Raw genomic sequence first — 22,507 nt, forward strand, 5'->3', positions numbered from 1 at the left:
TTGTCGGCGGGACTTATGTCCCAGCCACTCGTTTATTTGGTTACTTTAAATATTGCGCACCAATTTCTTGATAGGTCTCAATCATACTGTCGTATGTGTCTAAATCGATGTATTCATTAGGCTGATGACTGGTGGTGTTTCCTGGACCGAGGACGACGACATCCATTTTTTCATTTACTCGGGTGTATTCTGACGCGTCAGTTCCAAGTGATACCCCAATTGTCGGCAGATCCAGTGACTCATGCAGGTGATGGGCACCGGCCTGTTGGGCGATATCGATAATTTTGGACCCCGGGTGGTTGATCACCGGCCGTTTGCTGGTGATATCGATGGTCAGATGATAGCCAGTTTGTCGGTTTAACTCTTCAATCATTTGGTGGAGCTTGTTGATGATTGTTTGGTTATCAAATTCTGGAATTGTTCGAACCTTTACTTGAAGGCTTGCCTTGTCAGGAATGCTGTTAATTTGTTTGCCACCGGAAATGATGGTCGGTGCGTAAATGGTTTCGCCTAAAATCGGATTACTTGCCTGGATACTTTGGTAGAACTGCTTTTCCTTGAGGTAATAGTTTACCAGCATATCAATGGCATTGACGCCCATTTTTGGCATGGATGAATGAGCTGCCTTTCCGTGGGCGGTGACTTTATACATTAACCAGCCTTTGTGAGCAAAAAAGATAAAATGTTGTTCAGGTGCTTTTTGATCGTGGCTGATAGCGTGGAGTTGAGCAGCCAATTCCGGCGTAAATTTTGCGCCGCCACTGTCGACATAAGCATCGAGCCGTTGCTTTGAAACACCGCTGGGTTCGCCGATGACTACCGCGTCCAAATCATCCACGTAGCCTTTATCTGCTAAAAGTTTGGATCCGAGTTCGCCAACTTCTTCTCCCATCGTGACATATAGTCTCAACTTACCGTTTTTGATCGCCCGTGACTCAACCAGGTTGATGAAGGCAATTGTGAGGCCGGCTAAGCCACCTTTCATGTCGGCTGCCCCACGGCCGTATAAACGGTTGTCCCGAACGTCTGGGGCAAATGGCGGTGTTGTCCAGGTTGACACAACCCCTTCATGGACAACGTCGGCATGACCAGAGAAGCCAAGAACCGGGCCAGGATGGCCGGAGTCAAATTCAGCGACTAGGTTATCCCGATTATCCGAATATTGAATGAATTTTGAGCCAATATGATGAGCTGCCAGTAGGTCATGAATATAAGCAGTGACGAGGTGCTCATTTCCGTTGACTGTTCTAAATGCGACTAAATCCTTGAGAATCTGAAGTCTCTCTTCTTTATTCATAAACGATTAGTCCACCTTACCTTTTTGATTGAAGTAGTTGAGCAATGTTAAAGATGCCTGCTCATGAAATTTGGCAGCGTACTGTAGGCCGGATCACTTTTAATCGTTCTTTAATCTATATTTAATAATACTTTAAGAGTTCACGTGAAGATAGTCAAGGAAGATTTAAAGATGGTAATATTATTAAGGAATCAACTTTTCACAACGGGTCCAGTATGGTATGTTGAATATCAAAGAGACCAAGGAGGAACATACAATGGGACTATTAATTACAGGAATTATCATTGTCATTTTGATTGTGATCGTTATTGCCCTATATAACGGTCTGGTCAGTCAACGGAACCTGGTGGATGAAGCAGCCAGCCAAATTGACGTTCAACTGCAACGACGGGGCGATTTGCTACCTAATTTGCTGGAGACAGTTAAGGGTTATGCCAAGCATGAACAGGAAACCTTTGAAAAAGTCACTGCAATGCGCTCGCAAATTCAAGATCCCAACGTTAGTTTAGGTGATAAGGTTAAGGCCGATAATCAATTAACCGGCGCATTAAACCATCTGTTTGCGGTTTCCGAAAACTATCCAGAGTTAAAGGCAAACCAAAACTTTTTGTCACTTCAAGAAGAGTTAACGAATACAGAAAATAAGATTGCCTTTTCGCGTCAAAATTACAACAGTAACGTGATGGTTTATAACAACAAACTGCAAACCTTCCCAAGCAACATGGTTGCAAAATTCGGAAACTTCCCAGCTCATAGTTACCTTGAAGTTCCTGAAAAATCTAAAGAAGTTCCACAAATGAAATTTTAAAGGGGACTGACTGATAATGGACACCATAAATCAGCAAGTTCAGCAAAATCGGCGGCGAACCTGGTCAGTAATGACCTTTTTTGTCGTTTTAATCGCCATTATCGGCTTTCTAATTGGGCTGGTCTTTGCCATGGCAACCAAGGATGAAGATACCATCAATTGGCTCATTCCAACCTACACGATGATCGGTTTCCTAATTGGGGCCGCCATTTATTCGTTCTTCGTCTACATGGGCGTCACCAATATTTTGATGCGGTCAGCCAATGCCCACAAACTGCAGGAATCCGATGATCCGGAGTTATTCAATATTGTCAGTGATTTGGTCATGGTTGCCCAGATTCCGATGCCGGACATATACTTAACCGATGATCCGTCACCGAATGCGTTTGCTACCGGTCGCGATCCTAAGCACGCCGCTGTGGCTGTTACCAAAGGATTACGTCAAATGATGAATCGTGAAGAGTTGGAAGGGGTTTTGGCCCATGAAATTTCTCACATCAAGAATTATGATATTCGAGTGTCTTCAATCACCGTTGCGTTGACGACCTTTATTGCTGGGTCTGGGACAGTGTTGATTGTCTCTGGTATTGAGTTGATGCGAGGCGGTCGTTGGTTCAGCTGGTTTGGCAGTGACAGCGACGATGATGCCAAATCAAGTTGGGCGATTGCTTTGGGAATCTTAATGTTTGGTCTAATCATGTGGTTAGGCGGCTGGATGATTCGAATCGTCGGTGTTCCAGTTGCTCAGATTCTTCAATTCTCAGTTTCTCGTGAACGGGAATCTCTGGCCGATGTTTCCGGTGTTAATTTAACCCGGGATCCGCAGGGCTTGATTGATGCGTTGACTTTGCTGAAGAACGACTCGACACCCACCAACAACCCAACTGCCAAAGGGGCTGCACTTTATATCAATGAGCCAGTTACGAGGCGGGGAAAAACACCATTTCTGGCTAAAATGTTTGACACCCACCCACCACTGGATGAGCGGATTGCCAGACTGAAGCGTCTGTTAGGCGAAAAATAATTGAATTAAGCGTGAAACACAAAAACGGATGGCTCACAGGTTTTACAAAACCCATGAGCCATCCGTTTTTAGTTGTATCAATTATGCCACTTGGGCACTCGGTGTGATTTTCGTTCGATTTAACAAGACTGAGCTGGTTACGACTGACAATGAGCTAAGTGCCATTGCCAAGCCGGCTAATTCTGGACTTAAGGTCAGTCCAATGAAGTAGAAGATGCCGGCAGCAACCGGAATGCCGAGGACATTGTAGATGAATGCCCAGAACAAATTCAACTTGATTCGATTAAACGTTTTTTTACTTAATTCCAGTGCCTTGTAAACATCGCGAAGATCGTTTTTAACCAGAACGATTCCACCAGATTCAATGGCAATGTCGGTTCCGGATCCCATGGCGATACCGACATCAGCAGTGCTTAGCGCAGGGGCATCGTTAATACCGTCACCGACAAAGGCAACCTTACCGGACGCCTGGAACTTTTTAACTTGGTCAGCTTTATCTGCCGGTAAGACATCGGCAACCACTTGATCAATACCAACTTGATCAGCGATGGCCTGAGAAACGGCCTGATTATCACCAGTCAGCATGACAGTTTTTAGCCCTTGTGATTTAAGCGCCGAGATGGCATCCTTGGAAGTTGGCTTTGGGGCGTCTTGAATTGCGATTAGGCCAATAACCCGCTGGCCTTCGCCGACAAAGACAACTGTCTTGGCTTCTTGCTGAAGGGTGGCCATTTGAGTTTTAAGTTCATCACTCACGGACACGTCATTGAGTAGCTTGTCGTTACCAACAAACGCGGTTTGGCCGTCAATAACGGCTTGAACGCCCTTACCCTCGATGGCTTTAAAATCCTGTGACGGTTCGATTGTTAACTTAGAATCCTTGGCTTTATTGATAATGGCCGTTGCCAGTGGATGTTCTGAGGACTGTTCCAAGCTGGCCGCAATTCCAAGTACTTGAGCGGAATCACCAATTACATCAGTGACTTGGGGCTTGCCGACCGTAATGGTGCCAGTTTTATCAAAAATCACTGTTTTAACATCGTTGACGGCTTCAAGAACTTCGCCATTTTTAATCAGGATGCCCATCCGCGCACTGCGGCCGGTTCCGACCATCAAGGCCGTTGGTGTTGCGAGTCCAAGAGCACATGGGCAGGCAATCACGACTACTGACACGGCAAAAATCAAGGAACTAGCGACGCTGGCACCAATAAAGACGTACCAAATCAAGAAAGTTAGAATCGCGATAATCAGCACCAGTGGAACGAAAATCGCCGAAACTTTATCGGTTAATCCCTGAATGGGTGCATGACTGTTTTGGGCCTTTTTGACCAACTCGACAATCTGTGACAGCATTGTTTCATTGCCGACTTTGTTCGCTTTAAAAGTAAACGTGCCAGTCCCGTTGACAGTGGCACCGACTACGGAATCGCCAACCTTTTTTTCGACTGGCATGCTTTCTCCGGTAATCATGGATTCGTCGATAGTCGAAGCGCCACTGACGATTTGGCCGTCAACGGCAATCTTTTCACCCGGGCGTACCTTGATGATATCTCCGACAACAATTTCTGAGATGGGAACCTTGACCACTTTGCCATCTCGGATCACTTCAGCATCCTTCGCCTGTAAGTTCACCAATTTTTCGACAGCATTCGAAGCGTTATTCCGCATCCGTTCTTCAAAGACCTGACCTAAAAGAACGAAGGTGGTGACAAAAGCAGCACTTTCAAAGAAGACCGGCTGGTTGGTCGCCATGGCATAAATGCTGTAAAGATAGGCGGTCATCGTTCCAATTGCGACCAGCGTATCCATATTGGAGTGGTGCTTCTTAAAGGACGCCCACGCGCTTCGAATAAATGGGCCCGCTGCGACGACCATGACGACTGTCGTCAGGGCAAACATGGTCCACTCACCACCCGGCATCATCCAGCCAAATGGTTTCAGGATCATTTCTGCCAGCATCGGCAACGAAAAGATCAATGAAATCCAAAACCGTTTTGTGATGGTCATTAGCGCACCTCGACTTTTCCGTGGAACATGTCCATTCCGCAACTGAAGCTGAATTCACCTGCTTGATCAGTTGGAATTTGGACCGTTTTGGTAACACCAACTGGTAATTCTTCTGAAAAGTTCAGGGCATCGGAATGAACGACGTCCAAGCACCCTTGAGCATTGGTGCGTTTGAAATTAATTTCAGCGGGGATGCCTTTTTGGAGCTTGATTACTGAAGGCTTGTACCCACCGGCGACGATGACATCAACTGTTTGTTTATTTTCACTCATGATAAATTCCTCCGTTTACTTAATGACTAATTTTCCGTGAAACATGTCCATCCCGCAGGACCACTGAAACTCGCCGGGATGGCTGGTATCAATCTCAATCTCTTGTTTTTCGTTCTGTGGCAGTGCCTGGTTAATTCCAAAGTCTGAAAAGACGACTCGGTCCAAACACGATGACGAATCCTTGCGGGTGAAATTCAACCTTGCCGGCACACCTTTTTTCAAGACGACAACTTCAGGTGAGTAGCCACCGTTTACTTCAACGTCAACCACCTGCTGGTCATTTGTGACCTTTGCATTTGCTTCGGCCACGTCATGCTTGCCGAAGAACCACCAGACGATAAACCCAATAATGGCAAGCCCAACAATTAAGACAACTACTTTCACAATCCCATCTCCATTTCAAAACTAAATTTACAAACGTAAACTTTATGTGTCTAGCATATAGTCTAAGTTTACATTTGTCAACTTTAAATTTAAAATGGGTCGGATTGTTTTTAAAGTCAGAATTTGAAAAATGATTTTTAAAATTGTTGTTGACAATTAAAAAACCATGAGTTAGATTATAGGCGCATTAAAATTTGATTGAAAAAATGCAGCGACGAGGAGAGTAGATTCGCTTAATCATTTCAGGGAGTCCCGTTAAGTGCGAGGGGATAATGATGACCGAATTGAAAGTAGCCTCTAAGCAGTAGATGCGAAGTGATGAGTATCTACGGTGTGCACCCCTTAAAGTGCCAGTGTATCGCCAAGCTATTGGCCGTACACGATGAGACGATTTGTGTGAGCAGATCGTGAATTTAGGTGGTAACACGCGTAAGCGCCCTTGATCTTATGAATTAAGATCAGGGGCGCTTTTTTTAATCAAAAATAAAATTTGGAATTGGAGAGTGGTTTTTATGAAGTTTGCAATGATTGGTGCAGGAGCAATGGGATTACGTTATGGAATTTTACTGCAGGAGGCTGGCAACGATGTTACCTTTATCGACACGTGGCAACCCCATATCGACAAGATTCGTGAACAGGGTGGCGTATATGTTATGCGTGACCATAAAGACCGCCATTTGACTAAAATTAAACTGGAAACACCGGAAACATTTGACGGCCACCCAGATATGTTCATTTTCTTTACGAAGCAAATGCAGCTTCAAGATTACCTTGAGCGTTGTTCACATTTCTTCCACAAAGATCAGTACGCGTTCACCGCGATGAACGGGATGGGCCATATTGAAAAACTTCAAAAGTACTTCAGCGATGATAAAATCATTGGTGGAACTGCGCTAATTGCGACGGTTCTTCCAGGACCAGGCGAAGTTGATTTCATGGGTAAGCGGGGCGCTGGGATGATGAACATGTGCCCACTCAATGAAAAGCCGGACGCCATGTGTCAGGCACTCTTTGACCAGCTTCAAAAGGCCAAGATGAACCCAACGTTAACGGATGATTTCACAGGCACGTTAATGACGAAGGTGATCTTCAATTCCGTTATCAACACAATTTGTACGATGTTTGAGTTGCCCATGGGTGAGTTTGGAAACTTCCCGGGTGCCTATCAAATGGGTCGTCAGTTAATTGACGAAGCTTATGACATCTGTGCCCGCGCCGGGATCAAACTCGTTTCCAGCCGTGATGAGGAAATGGCCGCCCTCGACCACAATACCCGAATTGATATGCCGCTTCATTATCCGTCTATGTATCAGGATATGACCAAGGACCGGCCAACTGAAGTTGACTACATCAACGGCTATATCGCTGAGCTTGGCCGCAAGTACCATTATGAAGCCAGCACGCATTTGTTTGTTACCCAAGCGGTTCACTTGGCAGAATTTCATCGCCAAAACTTGGCCAAACAACGAGCGCTCAAGCAAGCACAGTCAGCACCCCAAGCTCAGACCGCATAGTATCCCAGCGGGTGGACACGGTATTTGGAAGCCATTTGTCGAAGCGTCGTGAAGAGAACCTCCTGTTGGTCACGGGTGCCGGAGACTTCCAAATAAAACGAATAAACACCCAACTGGGTTTTGACAGGTAAGGACATGAGGGTTACCAAATTAAGCTGCTGCTTGGCAAAGTAGCCGAGAATCTCATAAAGGGTTCCGGGTTGATCATTGAAAGAGGGTGTTACGAAGAGCGGGGCTTTGAAATGCGTATCGGATAGGGCTTGTGAAGAAAGTGCTTCAAGATTGGCAGGCCGGGATTTAAAAATGATAAATCGCGTGCTGTTGTCATCTTGATCAGCAACTTTATCCAGCATGAGCGGCTGTTTTAAAACCGCCATTTGTGATTGCGGAATGATGGCCGCACTGCCCGGCTCGCCGGATTGGAACTTTTCAAGCGAAACCATATTAGAAGAAGTTGTGACAATTTGGGCCTGAGGCAGGGATGAAAGTAACTTTTGGCACTGGCCCTCGGTCTTAAACTGAACATAGATTTGTTTGATTTGCTTCAAATCAGCAACGTTTGCCACCAAGCCAAAGTTCACTGGAATGGTTATCTCGCCGATCTCCGTAACATCGGCAGACTGCAGGCGCTGCAAGGTTGCGGACACATAACCGTCAAGCTGGTTTTCCAGTGGCAAAAGACCAATGTTGTCACCGGAAACAGCTTGATAAACCTGATCGAAAGTGGGATGGTAGTCAAAAACGATATCGGAATCTGGCTGGGTTGTTAAATAAGCTTTTGCGGCCGCATCGGCGAAAGTGCCGGCGGGACCGAGAACGGAAAATTTCATCACGTAACCACCTTTTGTTTTCAAATGAAATAATGCTTCTATTATCTCATATCAAAGTAGAATCGAATGAATAATGATAAAAATGAAATGAAACGCGCCATGAAATCGGAACAGTTTCCGAATAAGTGGCGCGTTTTTGTGTTGTCATGGTCGATTTGTTAAACAAAAGTAAAGTTGTTTGACTTCCCTCAATTCAGTCACTAGTATTAATAATAATATTTACGAGGAGTTATGACGATCAATGAAATTAGCAAATCTCAAGCCATCATCATTTATCAAGCTGGTTCTCCCGTTAACTGCGGTCACTGCCGGCAGTTTCTGGGTCAGCCTGAAACTATTTGATTTTGCCTTTAAACGTGTAGATTACGTACCTGAAACGTCTAAAGAAAAGCAGCAATATGCCGACCAATACTATGAGTACGTTGACTGGTTTCATCATATGCCGTCAGAAGAATGGTACCTTAATCGAAACGACCCCGACAAACGGATGGTCGCAACTTATATTCCGGCTGAAGGCATTTCCAAGAAGACCGTCATCATTGCCCATGGTTACAAGGGAAATCGCGAAACAATGGCCAACTACGCCAAAATGTTTCACGATATGGGCTTCAATGTCTTGACGCCGGACGACCGTGGTCATGGCGAGAGCGCCGGAAAGTACATCAGCTTTGGCTGGTTAGATCGGCTGGATTATTTAAAATGGATTGATCAAACCATCGACCACGTCGGCGAAGACAGCAAGGTGCTCTTATTTGGTGTCAGTATGGGTGGCGCCACCGTCGAAATGCTATCGGGCGAGCGGCTGCCAACCCAAGTCAAGGCGATTATCGCTGACTGCGGCTACTCCAGTATTAAAGAAGAACTGACCTACCTATTGAAGAAACAGTATCATTTACCGGAATATCCAGTTGAACCGATGGTTAGTGAAATCAATAAGCGGGCGGCCGGTTTTGGCTTGAACAGTGCCTCGTCGGTTAAGCAACTCGAGAAAAACACCCGGCCAATTCTCTTTATTCATGGCGGCAAGGATACCTATGTGCCGGCGTACATGGCTTATGAAAACTACCAGGCGACTCACGCCCCCAAGCAGATTTGGATCGTCAAAAACGCAACGCACGCTGAGAGCTTCTGGTATGATCCGGTTGCTTATAAACGGCGGGTCCAAGAGTTTTTGAGGACCTATTTTTAATTTAAATGAAGATCTTAGAAGCAGCTGGCGCGTGAAACCGTCGGCTGTTTTTTATGCCTGAATGATAACGTCTTTTTCAAAGGATGATAATCAATTTGGTTATACTTACGAAAAGTAAGTCTAAATGCTGGCATTCCATTTTCAGCATGCCTATACTTGATAATTGAACCAGTAAGATTAGTGATGGATTCGGTTCACAAACTATTGGTAAGAAGGAGATTTTTCTATGACTAAGATGATTGCAGGACAAGCTTTAGTTAAAGTACTTGAAGACTGGGGCGTCGATCATGTTTATGGAATTCCCGGCGGCTCAATCAATCATACTGTCGAAGGACTCTATCTTGAGAAAGACAAAGTAAAATACATCCAAGTTCGCCATGAAGAAGTCGGAGCAATCGCTGCTTCAGCTGATGCAAAATTCACTGGCAAGATTGGCGTTGCCTTTGGTTCAGCCGGCCCTGGCGCAACTCATCTATTTAACGGCTTATACGATGCTAAAATGGATCACGTTCCCGTGCTGGCATTAGTAGGTCAAGTGCCACAACCCGCAATGAATACCAATTACTTCCAGGAAATGGATGAAACACCTATGTTTAGCGATGTTTCCGTTTATAACAAGCAGGTCACGACCGCGGACCAAATTCCTTACGTTGTGAACCAAGCAATTAAGGAAGCCTACCGTCAAAAGGGTGTCGCAGTTGTTATCCTACCAGAAGACCTCACTTCTCAAGAAATTGATTACACACCTACCAGGACACCACTTGTGGTTAAGGATGACTTTAAGCAAACCGTTGACCCGAAAGCAGTCGAGGATACACTCAAGATGATCAAGGATGCCAAGCACCCATTGATCTATGCTGGCCGTGGTTTACTTGGCGCCCGCGATACGCTGACCAAGTTCTCCGAGCAGTTTAATATTCCCGTTATGAATAGTGTGCCGGCTACCGGTGTTATCAGTACCGACCATCCAAACTTCATTGGAACCACCGGCCGTCTTGGTACCAAATCTGGATTTGAGGCCATTCAAAACGCCGATTTGATTTTGTTCTTAGCTTCTGAGTACCCATTTGCCAACTTCTGGCCACAAGATACCAAGATGATTCAAGTCAACAATAATCCTTATGATATCGGGAAACGAATTGATGTTGACTATGCGGTAATTGCCGACGCCAAGAGCTATCTGCAGGCAATGATTGACTCCGGTGAGAGCCGACCAAAGGACGCTTGGTTGGAAGCCAACCAGGAAAACAAGAAGAATTGGGATACTTGGTTGGATCAGCTCGCCGATGATGACAGTGATGGCTTGAATGCTGAATCGGTCACCAAGAAGATTGCTGAAATTGCCGGTCCAAACGATACTTATGCCGTCGATACCGGAAACGTCTCCGAATGGGGCGTTCGTGGCTTGCCAATGAACAAGAACCAGCGTTTCGCAATTTCCGGCTTGTTTGCAACGATGGGCTTTGGACTTCCTGGTGGTTTGGCAGGCGCTTTGAGTGTACCTGATGCACAAGCATGGTCATTGTCTGGTGATGGTGGCTTTTCAATGGTTGTCCAAGATATTTTGACCGAAGTCCGTTACAACTTACCAGTGATTAACGTGGTCTTCTCAAACGACCGTTTTGGCTTCATCTGGTATGAACAAATGCAGACCAAGCAACACTTCTATGGTGTTGATTTGAATGACGCCGACTGGGCAAAAGTCAGTGAGGGTCTTGGTGGTATTGGGTTTACCGTTAAGAGCATCAAAGACCTGGACGAAGTCTTCGCTAAGATTAAGGACCTTCAAGCTTCTGGAAACAAGAAGCCAATTGTGATCGATGCCAAGATCAAGCAAGACGATCCAGTCGCAACGGCCTTCATGCCACTTGATTCACAGAAGTATGGTGAAGAAACGGCCGAAGGATTTGCAAAACAATACCACATTGATCGTCAACAACAACCTTCATTAGAAGAGTTACTGCGTTCTAAAGAACAGTAAACAAATCAATATATGAGCTTAATCAAGAGCGGCAAAAGTTTTACGGAACTTTTGCCGTTCTTTTACATATTGGGACATGGACCGTCAATGTTACAAAACTGTTACATTCAAAAATTGTAAAATTAATATATAAGTTTGTGAAGTTTACATAAATGAAACATTGATATGTTAGGGTATTCATGGCTATTAAGATTGTGCATAATCATTTGGTAACCGGTAACTTAACTTTTGGTAAAGGCGGTTAATATTACGCCATTATTTCATTGACATCTTTTTGTAACGTGCAATAATGAGTTTAATCTTTTAGGGAGGTAGTATGATTATGAAAAAATTCGCAACGATTATTACCGTAGCTTCACTTGCATTACCAATTGCTTTTGCAGCTCCAATGGCAGTCTCAGCTGCTACAACACCGACGACTACTACAGCAAAAACTAAGGGAACAACTTACACGATCGCAAAAAATGGTGTTAAGAACTTTAAGGCTAAGTCCTATCACATCAAGAAGAACATTACGCTTTATAAGGGTTTCTTCTATGCAGATGCAGGTAAAGTGACATTCACACCTAAGGGCAAGTTAACTAAGGCCATTACTTACAAAGTAACGCGTTCAGTTAAGGTAGCTGCTACCAAAACATCCAAAGCCAAGACATTCTTGTACGTCAAGGGCTATGGCTATGTCCTTTCAACTCAAATCACTAAGGGCAGTTACATGGCAGCCGATTAAGTTAAATTGAAATAAATGATTAAGCTTCATCCTTCTATAATCAGGTCAAGGGCAATGTGAATTGTTCTTGGCCTTTTTATATGCGAATTTTGTCCATAAAAAACGGCACCAATCCGATTACGCTCGAATTGGTGCCGCTTGTTGGATGGAAATGCCTATTGATAATCAGTATTTGCCCTGAATGACTAATTTCTTATTTGCTGTGACAAACATACCATTGCTCAGCTGGTAACGGGTGGTCAGGTTGTGTTTAACCAGTTTCTTAACGGTTAAACGAGTGCCTTTCTTGTATGATTTTACCCGACCGGTTAAGTTCTTGTTCTTGTATGCGTGAACACCCTTCTTAGAAATGACGGTGATCACCTTGTTCTTTGGAACTGACTGATAGTAGACACCGCAAACGAATTTCCAGTTAGCAGTGATGTAGCCGATCTTGCCGTCCGATTTGCGACCGTGGTTAACATCACGAACTTTGTAACGGAAGGTCCCGTTATTGGAACGTGCATAACCGATGACCACAAATATTGGGCGGTTAACCCGCTTCTGCTTTGGATAAGTGGCGATTCGCTGGCTCTTCTTGAAGGTTGGGTTCTTGTAGAGGTAAATGGCCTTCAGTGCGTAAACAGCAGCTTTCTTCTTGGTCACATATCCCGGCGTTGTCGGCGGATTAGGCGTTGGAGTAGGTGTCGGCGTTGGTTGTGGCTGTGGTGTCGGAGTAGGCGTCGGTGTTGGTGTAGGAGTTGGATTTGGTGTGATGTTACCGCCGCCTCCGCCACCACCTGGTGTATAAACGGTTACGATAGTTGTGGCGGTCTTATCACTTCCTGCGAAGTTGAAAGTAACTTTGTGCTGGCCTGGAACAGCTGTACTAAAGTCATTACCGGTGATCATCAAGCCATCAGCAATTGCTTCGCTAAGCTTTGTGGTTTCTCTTCCCTCAGGTGTGATTGCTGAAATGAAGGCATCCTTAGAATCAAATTTGGTGCCTACAGGGATGGTGATTGACGGTTTGACAGTGATTGACGATTGATCCTGCATACCATTCTCAGGTACGTAAGTTTCGGTTGGGATACCGGCTGTTTCATAATGAGCGATTAAGTTGGCAGGTGAGTAAACAGTTCCCGTCGGTTTGCTCAAGGTACCACCATTAACTGCTTGCCAGTTACCGGTTGTACCGCCAGCCGGCGCGCCTAATTTAACATTTGAGAAGAATTGAGCTTTGGGTCCTAAAATGAGTCGGATTAGTCCGGTAGTTTGATCGAACATGTCAGACATGCTTGCACGCTGAGTTACATTTGTTAAATCAAGCTTGGCAAGATTTAACATCTTTAGTGAACTTGCGCCCGCAAACATGCCATTAACATCGTTTACGTTTGGTGTTTCAAAACTTGAAACATTTAACCATTTTAGGGCACTATCAGCAATGAACATACCGCTCATATTCTCAACATTTCGAGTATCAAAGTTTCCAAGATCAAGTGAAGTAAGTGCCATATTACCGGCAAACATTGCTTCCATCGTCACAACTTTGCTGGTATTAAAGCTAGATACATTCAAATTTTCTAGAGCGACGTCACCATAAAACATATCGTTCATTTGCTCGACGTTCCCTGTATTAAAGTTGGACAGATCCAAGGAAGTAAGAGAAGAATTTTCCGAGAACATTGCCGACATGTTTTTAACTTTGCTTGTGTCAAATGTTGATACATCAAGTTTAGTAAGCGAAGAATCACCACCAAACATACCACCCATTTCGGTTACATTTCCCGTCTTGAAATTAGGAAATTTGGTAAAGTCCAATGATTGCAGTGATGCGGCCCCTTGGAACATGGCTCCCATGTCGGTAACTTTATTGGTATCAAAGGACGACAAATCCAAATTTTGCAAGGAAGTCGTATCATAAAACATCATATTCATATTAGTAACATTACTTGTATTAAAAGATGATAAATTTACACTCGTTAATTTAGATGCGCCGGAAAACATTTCGGCCATATTAGTAACATTACTGGTGTCAAAGGTTGATAGATTAATGGATTCTAAACTTTTAGAATCATAAAACATTTGATACAAAGTAGTTGCTTTGGAAGTGTCAACATTGCCTAGTCCTTCAATCGTCTTCAAATTACTCATCCGAGAGAAGATATGCTGCGCAGAAGGACCAACTAAATGTAAATTTCCGGTTATGGAAATTTTAGTGATATCGCTCCTACCCCTCCACGGGTATAGAGCTAATGAAGGATCGGCAGGGTTTTTTGTAAGTGTTCCTCCACTGATATATAGTGTTCCATCAGTTACACTCCAAGTAACACCATCGCCAATGGTCCCACTGTCATCATTTTGAGCAGCTACGACTGGGGCATCCGCTTTTAAATCGAGGCGATTATTGGGCAGCGGTGCCGCTGTGCTAATTTTGCTCTGGCTCACCTGAGTCGATGCTTGCGAGACGTCCTGCGCATTTAACAACGCGAACGATACACCGGCTGAGGCTGTCAGTAAAAGTAATACTTTATTGATTCGATTCATAGAAAACAACTCCCCCCTCAAACACAAATCAAAGAAATACATTAATTTCCCTCGAGCAAATAACTAAACCCCTTCATCTGTGAATATAACTGATTTGAGTCTGAATGTGTTTGCCGTTTCTACAAAATAATTGGCGATTGTTTGTCCAAACATACGAAAGCGGCCAGAACAAAAGTAAAACAATTGCTCTGGTCGTTGGCCTAATTTCTATTCAGTAGCTTTTTAATAAACGCAATGTAAATCAAAAATTTGTCGTTTGTCAGTCGATAATCCAAGCCGGTTTGCTTGTAAATCATGGTTAGGCGATACCGAATCGTATTTGGATGGGTAAACATTGCCTGACTGGCTTTCTTGATCGATTCATTTTGACGGAAGAATTCTTTGACCGTTTCAAACATTTCGTCGTCTTCAAGGATTTGATCCATTTCGATTGGATACAGGCGGCTGTCTTGAGCCCGTGAAAGCTTTTGTACCAGTTTCCAGAGGCCAACGTCCCGATAAAAGACGGGGCGGTCAGACCAATCCAGTGTTTGAGCGATCTCAACGCCGAAGCTGGCTTCGATATAACAACGATGAATTTTTTTGGCCGGGTAAGCGTTGGACACGCCCTCATAAATGATGAAGCGGGGGATGTGAACGTTATGAATCAGCCGGGTGTAAGGCGTTCGGTCATGAGGCGGCAGCTCAACTTGATCGTTGCTAAAAAATGAAATTGCTGTGGCCCCGTTGGAAGATTCAAGAATGAAGTAAGTCTTAATTCTTCCTTCACGCTGGACCCGATCGAAGAAGGCTTGAATTTGATTAACCAGGTCGAACTGAATGGACAACCGCTCACCGGGCTTGGGGGTTTCGCCAAGGACGATCTTGGTAACTCTGACGTTAAGCTCATACAAATTGATATCCTTTAATCCGGAAACAAAGTCGAAATCTTTGTCGGATGCTGAATTTGATTTTAAGAGATAATCCAAATCAAGGTCAGCCATTTTATTGATTCGGCGATTTTCAAGTAAAAGCGCATTGATATCGTTGAGAATCTGTATGTAAGTCGCACTGGGCTCAATTTTAAATAATGGAAAGTTCAATTGATTGCCGTAGTCGATCAAGACTTGGGGGAACTCACCCGTTCCATCCGGTGAGTATGGCTTCACCATTAGTGCAACAACCCCTTTTTCGACCAACTGGGCAAGCAATTGTTTAGCGACACCCATGTCCTCCGGCATCATCCGCGAACTGGTGATCACGATTTCCCCGTTCTTCGCCCAGCCGTCTACCGTTCCACTGTCCATAATCGTAATCGCATTCACTTTGCGATTATTCAAAGGGACTTTATTGACTTGAACGATTCGTTTCTTTTCTTTAGTAATAATTTCTTCAAGATCAATCATCCGTATCACCTCCAGCAAAGGAAACGTAGCTCAACTTTATCAACCCCATTTTACAAAATTCAGCATCAAAATGGAAGCGTTTCAATGCCTAAATTGTTATCAAAAGCTGAATTATACCAACTATTTTGTTTTTCTCACAAATAAAACCGGTATTTTTTGTAATTTTAGTCAAAATATTGGCCCAATTTCCATGGTAAACTTTTGGCAACAATCGAAAGTAACATCCTTCAAAGAGATTGTCGTCGATGACCGCTGCATGTTTGTGAGAAGGTGAGAGTCATGTATCTACTACAAGTAACTCAATATTGCAGATGCCCACCAGTAAAGTGAGAAATCCTCGAGCTGTTCTGTATCATAATTGTCCATTTCCCGTTTGGCGGCTGATACGTGTATTTAATTAGGTAGTCTGTTAACCATTTGTGTGCAAGCCCCTTCATGCTGTTCATACTTGCGATTGGCTGGCAGCCTGATGTTAATGAGTGACTGGACATCTGCAATAACACGGGGAAGCGTTGTTGCGGTAGCCGCCAAATGAGACTAAATCCAACACAAAGAAGCTGAGCTAAAAGTGAAAACTTTTAACTCAGCTTCTTTTTTGGGGGATTTTATATTATCTAGATAAACGTGCTCCGCAAACCAGCTTTGTCCGCTTAATCCAATATCATATTAATGCTCCGAAGCTAAACGGTTTGCTCCACACTCTCTGTTTTAAAGTTCAACCCCATTGACGATGTAATCTGGTTGGTTGCCTTTATCCATGGCAACCGTGTTCTTAGCAACAATTTCAGCCATTGCATCACGCGCCTCAACAGTTGCGTTACCAATGTGAGGGGTCAAGATGACGTTCTTCAATGATTTGAAGCCATCGTCGACCTTTGGCTCAGCTTCATAAACATCCAAGCCGGCGCCGGCAATTTCGCCATTCTTTAATGCTTCAAGCAACGCAGCTTCATCGATGAGCGGTCCTCGAGCCGCATTGATCAGCATGGCACTGTCTTTCATTTCCTTGAACTGTTCGGCACCCAGTAAATGATGGGTCTCAGGAGTTGCAGGGGCGTGCAGCGTGATGACATCGGCATTTTTAACAATGTCATCAACGCTGGCAAAGGTTGCCCCCAGCTTTTCTTCCGTTGCAGAGTCCAACTGGTGACGCTGGTTGTAAAGGATCTTCATGTCAAATGCATGCATTCTCTTGGCAACCGCCTGGCCAATTTGGCCCATGCCGATAATTCCAAGAGTCTTTCCGGCTAATTCGTGGCCTAAGAAGAACAGTGGTGCCCAGCCAGTGAAGCCCTTGGTTCGCATTAACTGGTCACCTTCAACAACTCGGTGGGCCAAGCTAATCATCAATGCGCAAGTAACTTCAGCGGTTGACGTGGTTGAAACCTTTGGCGTGTTGGTAACAGGGATGCCCTTTGATTTGGCATAGTCGGTATCAATATTGTTAAATCCTGCACCGTAGTTGGCAATCAACTTCAAGTTTGGTGCCGCATCAATGACGTCTGAATCGACCTTCGTGGAAAGGGGTGTGATTAAGAAGTCGATGTCGGAAACTCGCTTACTTAATTCATCCTTCGTGATGAGATTTTGACTATCATCAAATACATCAATATCCAAGCCGGCATCCTTGAGAATGTTGAGTGCGTGTTCCGGAATTCTACCTGCAATTAATACTTTTGACATAAACTCACTCCCTATCAAATATTTCATACAACTCTATTATAGGGCATGTTGGGGTGGAAATGAAACCGCTTCCGAAAATGATTTCGCCAAACCGTTTTAAATAATTATCAAAATTGGTATTGACATTGTGATGGCAGACCGTTAACATACTAATTAAATAATTAGAAAACGCTGTGAGAAAGTTGAGTAACGTTCGGACATCCAGAAGCGAGCTTCGTTTGGTGAGAGGAAGCAGGATCAAGAATGCGAAAATCCCTTTTGAGCGATGTACCGAAGAATAAGAGTAACGTGCATTGGTGACACCCATTATCGTGTTAGCGTATCGCTTTTTTAGCCGTACGTGAAAGGCAATTGTAGCAATATAATTGCAAATATAAGGTGGTACAGTGCAGTAGGCGCCCTTAATTCAGCAGTAGCTGGATTAGGGCGCCTTTTTGATTACACGGATTTTTGTACATAGTTTTCTAATAATTCATTTAAGAAAAGAGTTGGTGAAAATGAAATCCCAGATTGATATTAGTCAGATTAGGAGCCAAAATCGAAATTTAATTCATAAAGGAGATCTTCATATATGCAGGAATTACATGACTTAAACCCAAACCCATTACGAAAACGCGACTATTTTGTCGTCAGCTCAATGTTATTTGGCCTCTTCTTTGGAGCCGGAAATTTGATTTTCCCAATTCACTTAGGGCAGTTGTCAGGTTCTCACTGGCTGTTAGCGGCAGTTGGCTTTCTGGTGACGGCGGTGCTGTTACCACTGCTTTCTGTGTTGGCGGTCAGTGTTACCCGATCCGAAGGGGTTTATGATATCGGAAAACCACTTGGTCCAGTGTTTGCTTTGACGTTTATGGTCTTAATTCACGCAACCATCGGACCGTTGTTTGGAACGCCACGGACGGCCACCGTTCCCTTTACTGTTGGTGTTCAGCCACTGTTGCCGGCATCGATGGCCCACGTTGGGCTACTAGTATTCTCAGCGGTATTCTTCGGACTGGCATTTCTGGTTTCCTACAAAGAATCAAATGTCATGACGTCAGTTGGAAAAGTCCTGAATCCCGTATTTTTAGTGCTATTATTTAGTGTTTTTGCATTAGGATTTGCCAATCCAATGGGAGTGGCCGGAAAACAAGCAGCTACCGCAGCTTACAAGAGCGACTCGTTCTTCAATGGCTTTTTACAAGGGTATAACACGATGGACGCGCTGGCTGGGTTAGCGTTCGGTGTCACAGTTGTGACAGCTGTCCGTCAATTAGGGAAGACCAAACCCAGCAGTAACGCCAAAGTCACCGCCAAAGCCGGCTTGTTTGCGACTTCGGCCATCGGAGTCATCTATCTGGTCTTAATCTGGTTGGGGGCCACGACCCTTTCAACGTATAAGGCTTCTGCGGATGGTGGGGTTGCCTTTAATCAATTAGTGACCTATTATCTTGGCGGCATGGGGCATGCCTTGTTGGCAACCTTGCTGACGGTTACTTGTTTGACGACCGCCGTTGGCTTGGTCGCTGCATTTGCCCAAGACTTTCACAATCATTTTTCGAAAGTCAGCTATCGCGGCTGGCTCGGCTTCATGTGTGTGGCCTCTTTTGCGACTGCGAACTTTGGCCTCGATACCATCATCCAGTGGTCAACGCCAATGCTGATGTTCCTATATCCATTCGCAATGGTTTTGATTTTACTGTCGGTCTTTTCACCGCTGTTTGACCGCGATCCGCTGGTTTACGCGCTGGTCGTTGGGTTTACGACTGTTCCAGCACTTCTGGACATGGTGGCGGCCTTCCCACCCGTTGTTAGTCAAAGCGCCTTTGGCCAGACTTTGGGTGCCGTTCAGCAACACGTCCTGCCATTCGCCAGTCTGGGGATGGATTGGGTTGTACCCGCAGCTGCTGGAGCTGTTCTTGGTCTGGGGCTTCACTTCTTGCGGCCGGTTCTTGGAAGAGCAAGGCAAACGTCTTCGCAGCAAAATGATGATTAGTCTGCCTTTAAAGAGGCAAGCTAACTGATTTGATGATAAAAACAAGGGAGTGTGCCAAAAGGCGGTTTTGCTTCCGCCAAAGAGGCTTGGCATTTCATGGCCGGCGTAGCATAACCTAGAATGACTTTTTGAGCTGAAAGCTCGGAAAGTTATTCGTAGTTATGCCTAGGAAGCGGCCTTTTGGCACACGTTCTGGCTATATAAAATTGAANTCCCGATTACAAATTACAAATTCGTAAACGCGCCGTTTTCCTGCAGCAATTTAACAAACCCGGGAACGGTATCTTTTCTGTTCCAGTCACGCTGTAATTCACAAACTAATTGCGGAATGGTGATGAGGTGGGCACCTGCCTGCTCAACTCGCCGAAGGGCCGTTTCGTGAGCGATTGTCGAAGTCCCACCGACTGCATCGACAACAGGGTAAACGTCAAAGCCTTCAGCGATCGCATCAATCGTTGGGAAGGTCAAACAAGCTTCGGTCCATAAGGCCAAGATGATAATCTTCTTGCGGCCGGTTGCCTTAATGGCTTCATTGTAATCTTTATCCTCCCAGGCGTTAATTGATGAACGATCATAGGAAGGAATGTCGCCAAGCAAATCTTTTAGCGGCTTAACGGTGTCCGAGTTGCGTTGATTATGAGCGTTTACAGTCGAAAGCACAATGGGTAAGTTGAATAGTTTTGCGGTCTCAACGACCATTTCGGCGTTTTTTAACAAATCAGCATGTCGCATTGAGCCGATTGAACCGATTTGGATGGGTTGATAATCAATAATCGTTAACAGTGAATTATCGGGTGAAAGCAGGCGATCGTCTACGCCACGTTTGTCAAAACTTGTCATAAAAAAATTCCTCCTCATTAATTGATACCATTTTTTGAATTCGCTTACATGATACAACCATCTAAATGGCGATACCACTAATTACACCGCATGCAATCAACGGGGATGGGATGAATTGTTGAAAAATTTGAATGAAAGACTACCATGGAGTTTAGACGTAGAATGAATTGAATATGGATAAGAGTGGCGATTAATGAAATGTTTAGAAAACAGCTATATTTATTTTTAACGATTCTGGTTTCCATCATTTGCCTAAGCTCGGTGCCTGCTCAAGCAAAATCTTCCAAAGTGAACAACTACATAGCGAGTCACAATATTACGCATCGTTCGATTACCACCAATATTTGGGGCGGATTTCCGCATTATAAGTACCGGCACGGCAAAAACAAACCTGAAGGCGTCGTCGTTCATGAGACGGGTAATTCGACTTCGACCATCTACGGTGAAATTGCCTACATGAAGAAGAATTACCGAAATGCATTCGTGCATACTTTTGTCGATGACGATCACATTATTAATATTGCCAGTACCAAATATTTAAGCTGGGGCGTCGGCTATCCGGGCAATGCCCGCTTCGTGCAGTTTGAGCAGGTTGAAATGCACAGCAAGAAATCCTTTGCCAAGGAGGTTGAAAATGCAGCCTACTATACGGCCTATATTTTAAAGGAGTATCATTTAAAGCCAAACGATGCCTGCTACGACGGTAAGGGAACGGTCTGGTCTCATGGCGCCGTCGCACACTATCTTGGCGGCTCTGATCACACGGATCCGGTCGGGTACTACAAGAATCGTGGTAAGAAATACTTTCATCAAGCCTACACGATGGCCCAGTTCTACAAGTTGGTGTTAACGAATTATCATGATTTGTAAAAATATTTGAAGAAATATCCCAAATTCTCTTTACAACCGAAACCGTTTCGATTATCCTTAAAAAGTAACGATTACGATTTAAAGAGGAGAGGATATTTCATGTTACATAAGTTATCAAATCTAAAGGCCATGCTGCTGGCAGTTCTTGTCGTGGCACTTGGAATTGGCCTTGCGGGATGTTCAAACAGTTCATCGTCCAGCAATGGCAAAATTAAGATTACAGCAACGACCGATTTTTATGGTGAGGTGGCAAAGGCCGTCGCCGGCAACAAGGGTGATGTAACATCGATTATTAATAATCCCAACGTTGATCCCCACGATTACCAAGCTACGACAAAGGTTGCCAAAGAAACGGTTGGTTCAAAAATTGTGATTGCCAACGGGATCGGCTACGATGGCTGGATGAATAATTTGGTCAAAGATAGCAGTAAGGTTGACTACATCAAGGTTGGTGAAGACTTGATGAACAAGAAGAACGGTGATAACCCACATCTGTGGTACAATCCGGCAACAATGCCAAAACTGGCTAACACGATCGCCACAAAATTAGGTAAACTTCAGCCAAAGAATAAAGCCTATTTCAAGAAAAATGCGAAGAAGTATATCGCTTCGTTGAACCCCATTAATGACAAGATTGCGCAATTGAAGCAAATTGCGTCAACTAAGAAGAATAAAGAAGTCTACGTCAGCGAACCAGTTTTTGATTATGCGCTTCAAGCGACTGGCTTTAAAGTTGGGGACACCAAGTTTGAAAATGATACTGAAAAAGGCGTTGATCCCTCTCCACAAACCATTAAAACCATGCAAAATGGTATTAAGAATCACAAAATTGCCTTCTTCGTTTTCAACAAGCAAGTAGATAGTAAGACAGTTAATAACCTTGTGGCATTGGCCAAGAAGAATAAGATACCGGTATTGCCAGTTACTGAAACCTTGCCTGCCAACAAGACATACGTCAGCTGGATGGACTCGCAATATACTAAATTGATTAATATTTTGAAATAAATTACGGTCACAATTAAATGATTTGATAACCAGTAAAACGGACCACAACGATGAAATAAGCGTTGTGATCCGTTTTTTAGTGAGCCTAATGAGCCTAATAGGATGGGCATTTGAATTAAAAAGATTGTGAGCTTTTCGTTGACTTAATTTTGAGAGGGAACTATACTGTAGTTGTTCAAAAGATAGTAAC

Annotated in this window: 18 protein-coding genes; 9 read left to right on the top strand and 9 right to left on the bottom strand. The window is 44.2% G+C overall.

The features are described from left to right. Positions 1–40: 40 nt before the first annotated feature. Positions 41–1,297 (bottom strand): M20/M25/M40 family metallo-hydrolase, encoded by a 1,257-nt coding sequence (locus FC51_RS10370; protein WP_061773315.1) that lies wholly within the window; start codon positions 1,295–1,297, stop codon positions 41–43. 256 nt (positions 1,298–1,553) lie between these two features. Here FC51_RS10370 and FC51_RS10375 point away from each other — a divergent pair, with 256 nt between their 5' ends. Both FC51_RS10375 and FC51_RS10380 read left to right on the top strand, forming a co-directional pair. Then, on the top strand, positions 1,554–2,105 hold the full coding sequence (locus tag FC51_RS10375; RefSeq protein WP_057910189.1) for a LemA family protein: 552 nt from the start codon (positions 1,554–1,556) through the stop codon (positions 2,103–2,105). Between the two features lie 16 nt (positions 2,106–2,121). Next, positions 2,122–3,129: a M48 family metalloprotease gene (locus tag FC51_RS10380; protein ID WP_057910188.1), complete on the top strand. Its 1,008-nt coding sequence runs from the start codon at positions 2,122–2,124 to the stop codon at positions 3,127–3,129. Between the two features lie 81 nt (positions 3,130–3,210). On the opposite strand, the gene FC51_RS10385 is transcribed toward FC51_RS10380, so the two are convergent. Genes FC51_RS10385 through FC51_RS10395 form a run of 3 tightly spaced genes read right to left on the bottom strand, consistent with a single transcriptional unit; the run spans position 3,211 to position 5,792 of the window. Beyond that, on the bottom strand, positions 3,211–5,136 hold the full coding sequence (locus FC51_RS10385; RefSeq protein WP_057910187.1) for a copper-translocating P-type ATPase: 1,926 nt from the start codon (positions 5,134–5,136) through the stop codon (positions 3,211–3,213). Next, positions 5,136–5,408, bottom strand: a complete 273-nt coding sequence (locus FC51_RS10390) for a cupredoxin domain-containing protein (protein ID WP_057910186.1) — start codon at positions 5,406–5,408, stop codon at positions 5,136–5,138. Before FC51_RS10390 ends, FC51_RS10385 begins: the two co-directional genes overlap by 1 nt. 15 nt (positions 5,409–5,423) lie before the next feature. Next, positions 5,424–5,792 (bottom strand): cupredoxin domain-containing protein, encoded by a 369-nt coding sequence (locus tag FC51_RS10395; protein ID WP_057910185.1) that lies wholly within the window; start codon positions 5,790–5,792, stop codon positions 5,424–5,426. 512 nt (positions 5,793–6,304) lie between these two features. Here FC51_RS10395 and FC51_RS10400 point away from each other — a divergent pair. Continuing rightward, a complete protein-coding gene (locus FC51_RS10400; RefSeq protein WP_057910184.1) occupies positions 6,305–7,306 on the top strand; it encodes a ketopantoate reductase family protein in 1,002 nt (333 codons plus the stop codon). On the opposite strand, the gene FC51_RS10405 is transcribed toward FC51_RS10400, so the two are convergent. Then, the gene (locus FC51_RS10405; protein WP_057910183.1) at positions 7,294–8,136 is read right to left on the bottom strand and encodes a prephenate dehydratase; all 843 of its coding nucleotides are present in this window, start codon (positions 8,134–8,136) and stop codon (positions 7,294–7,296) included. The genes FC51_RS10400 and FC51_RS10405 overlap by 13 nt on opposite strands. Before the next feature lie 241 nt (positions 8,137–8,377). On the opposite strand from FC51_RS10405, the gene FC51_RS10410 reads away from it, so the two are divergent. The 3 genes from FC51_RS10410 (at position 8,378) to FC51_RS10420 (ending at position 12,033) form a co-directional block, all read left to right on the top strand. After that, positions 8,378–9,325, top strand: a complete 948-nt coding sequence (locus tag FC51_RS10410; RefSeq protein WP_057910182.1) for an alpha/beta hydrolase — start codon at positions 8,378–8,380, stop codon at positions 9,323–9,325. Between the two features lie 226 nt (positions 9,326–9,551). Beyond that, on the top strand, positions 9,552–11,306 hold the full coding sequence (gene spxB / locus FC51_RS10415; RefSeq protein WP_057910181.1) for a pyruvate oxidase: 1,755 nt from the start codon (positions 9,552–9,554) through the stop codon (positions 11,304–11,306). Between the two features lie 322 nt (positions 11,307–11,628). Beyond that, positions 11,629–12,033: a hypothetical protein gene (locus tag FC51_RS10420; protein ID WP_057910180.1), complete on the top strand. Its 405-nt coding sequence runs from the start codon at positions 11,629–11,631 to the stop codon at positions 12,031–12,033. A 165-nt stretch (positions 12,034–12,198) separates the two neighbouring features. Here the strand turns inward: FC51_RS10420 and FC51_RS10425 are convergent, their stop codons facing one another. The 3 genes from FC51_RS10425 to FC51_RS10435 all read right to left on the bottom strand — a co-directional run bounded on the left by FC51_RS10425 (position 12,199) and on the right by FC51_RS10435 (position 17,627). Then, positions 12,199–14,559, bottom strand: a complete 2,361-nt coding sequence (locus FC51_RS10425) for a BspA family leucine-rich repeat surface protein (RefSeq protein ID WP_057911301.1) — start codon at positions 14,557–14,559, stop codon at positions 12,199–12,201. Positions 14,560–14,759: 200 nt separating this feature from the next. Continuing rightward, positions 14,760–15,944: a PucR family transcriptional regulator gene (locus FC51_RS10430; protein ID WP_057910178.1), complete on the bottom strand. Its 1,185-nt coding sequence runs from the start codon at positions 15,942–15,944 to the stop codon at positions 14,760–14,762. Between the two features lie 708 nt (positions 15,945–16,652). Continuing rightward, positions 16,653–17,627, bottom strand: coding sequence for a 2-hydroxyacid dehydrogenase family protein (locus tag FC51_RS10435; RefSeq protein ID WP_057911302.1), 975 nt, complete (start codon positions 17,625–17,627; stop codon positions 16,653–16,655). 571 nt (positions 17,628–18,198) lie between these two features. On the opposite strand from FC51_RS10435, the gene brnQ reads away from it, so the two are divergent. Next, positions 18,199–19,602, top strand: coding sequence for a branched-chain amino acid transport system II carrier protein (gene brnQ / locus FC51_RS10440; protein ID WP_057910176.1), 1,404 nt, complete (start codon positions 18,199–18,201; stop codon positions 19,600–19,602). A 225-nt stretch (positions 19,603–19,827) separates the two neighbouring features. Here brnQ and FC51_RS10445 read toward each other — a convergent pair whose 3' ends face one another. Then, positions 19,828–20,442 (bottom strand): isochorismatase family protein, encoded by a 615-nt coding sequence (locus tag FC51_RS10445; protein WP_057909706.1) that lies wholly within the window; start codon positions 20,440–20,442, stop codon positions 19,828–19,830. Between the two features lie 198 nt (positions 20,443–20,640). Here FC51_RS10445 and FC51_RS10450 point away from each other — a divergent pair, with 198 nt between their 5' ends. Together FC51_RS10450 and FC51_RS10455 are read left to right on the top strand one after the other, a co-directional pair. Then, complete coding sequence (locus FC51_RS10450) at positions 20,641–21,312, top strand: peptidoglycan recognition protein family protein (protein WP_057909705.1); 672 nt, start codon at positions 20,641–20,643, stop codon at positions 21,310–21,312. Between the two features lie 99 nt (positions 21,313–21,411). Beyond that, positions 21,412–22,317: a metal ABC transporter solute-binding protein gene (locus FC51_RS10455; protein ID WP_057909704.1), complete on the top strand. Its 906-nt coding sequence runs from the start codon at positions 21,412–21,414 to the stop codon at positions 22,315–22,317. The last annotated feature ends 190 nt before the right edge of the window (positions 22,318–22,507 follow it).

Source organism: Lentilactobacillus parabuchneri DSM 5707 = NBRC 107865 (assembly GCF_001435315.1).
Taxonomy (GTDB): domain Bacteria; phylum Bacillota; class Bacilli; order Lactobacillales; family Lactobacillaceae; genus Lentilactobacillus; species Lentilactobacillus parabuchneri.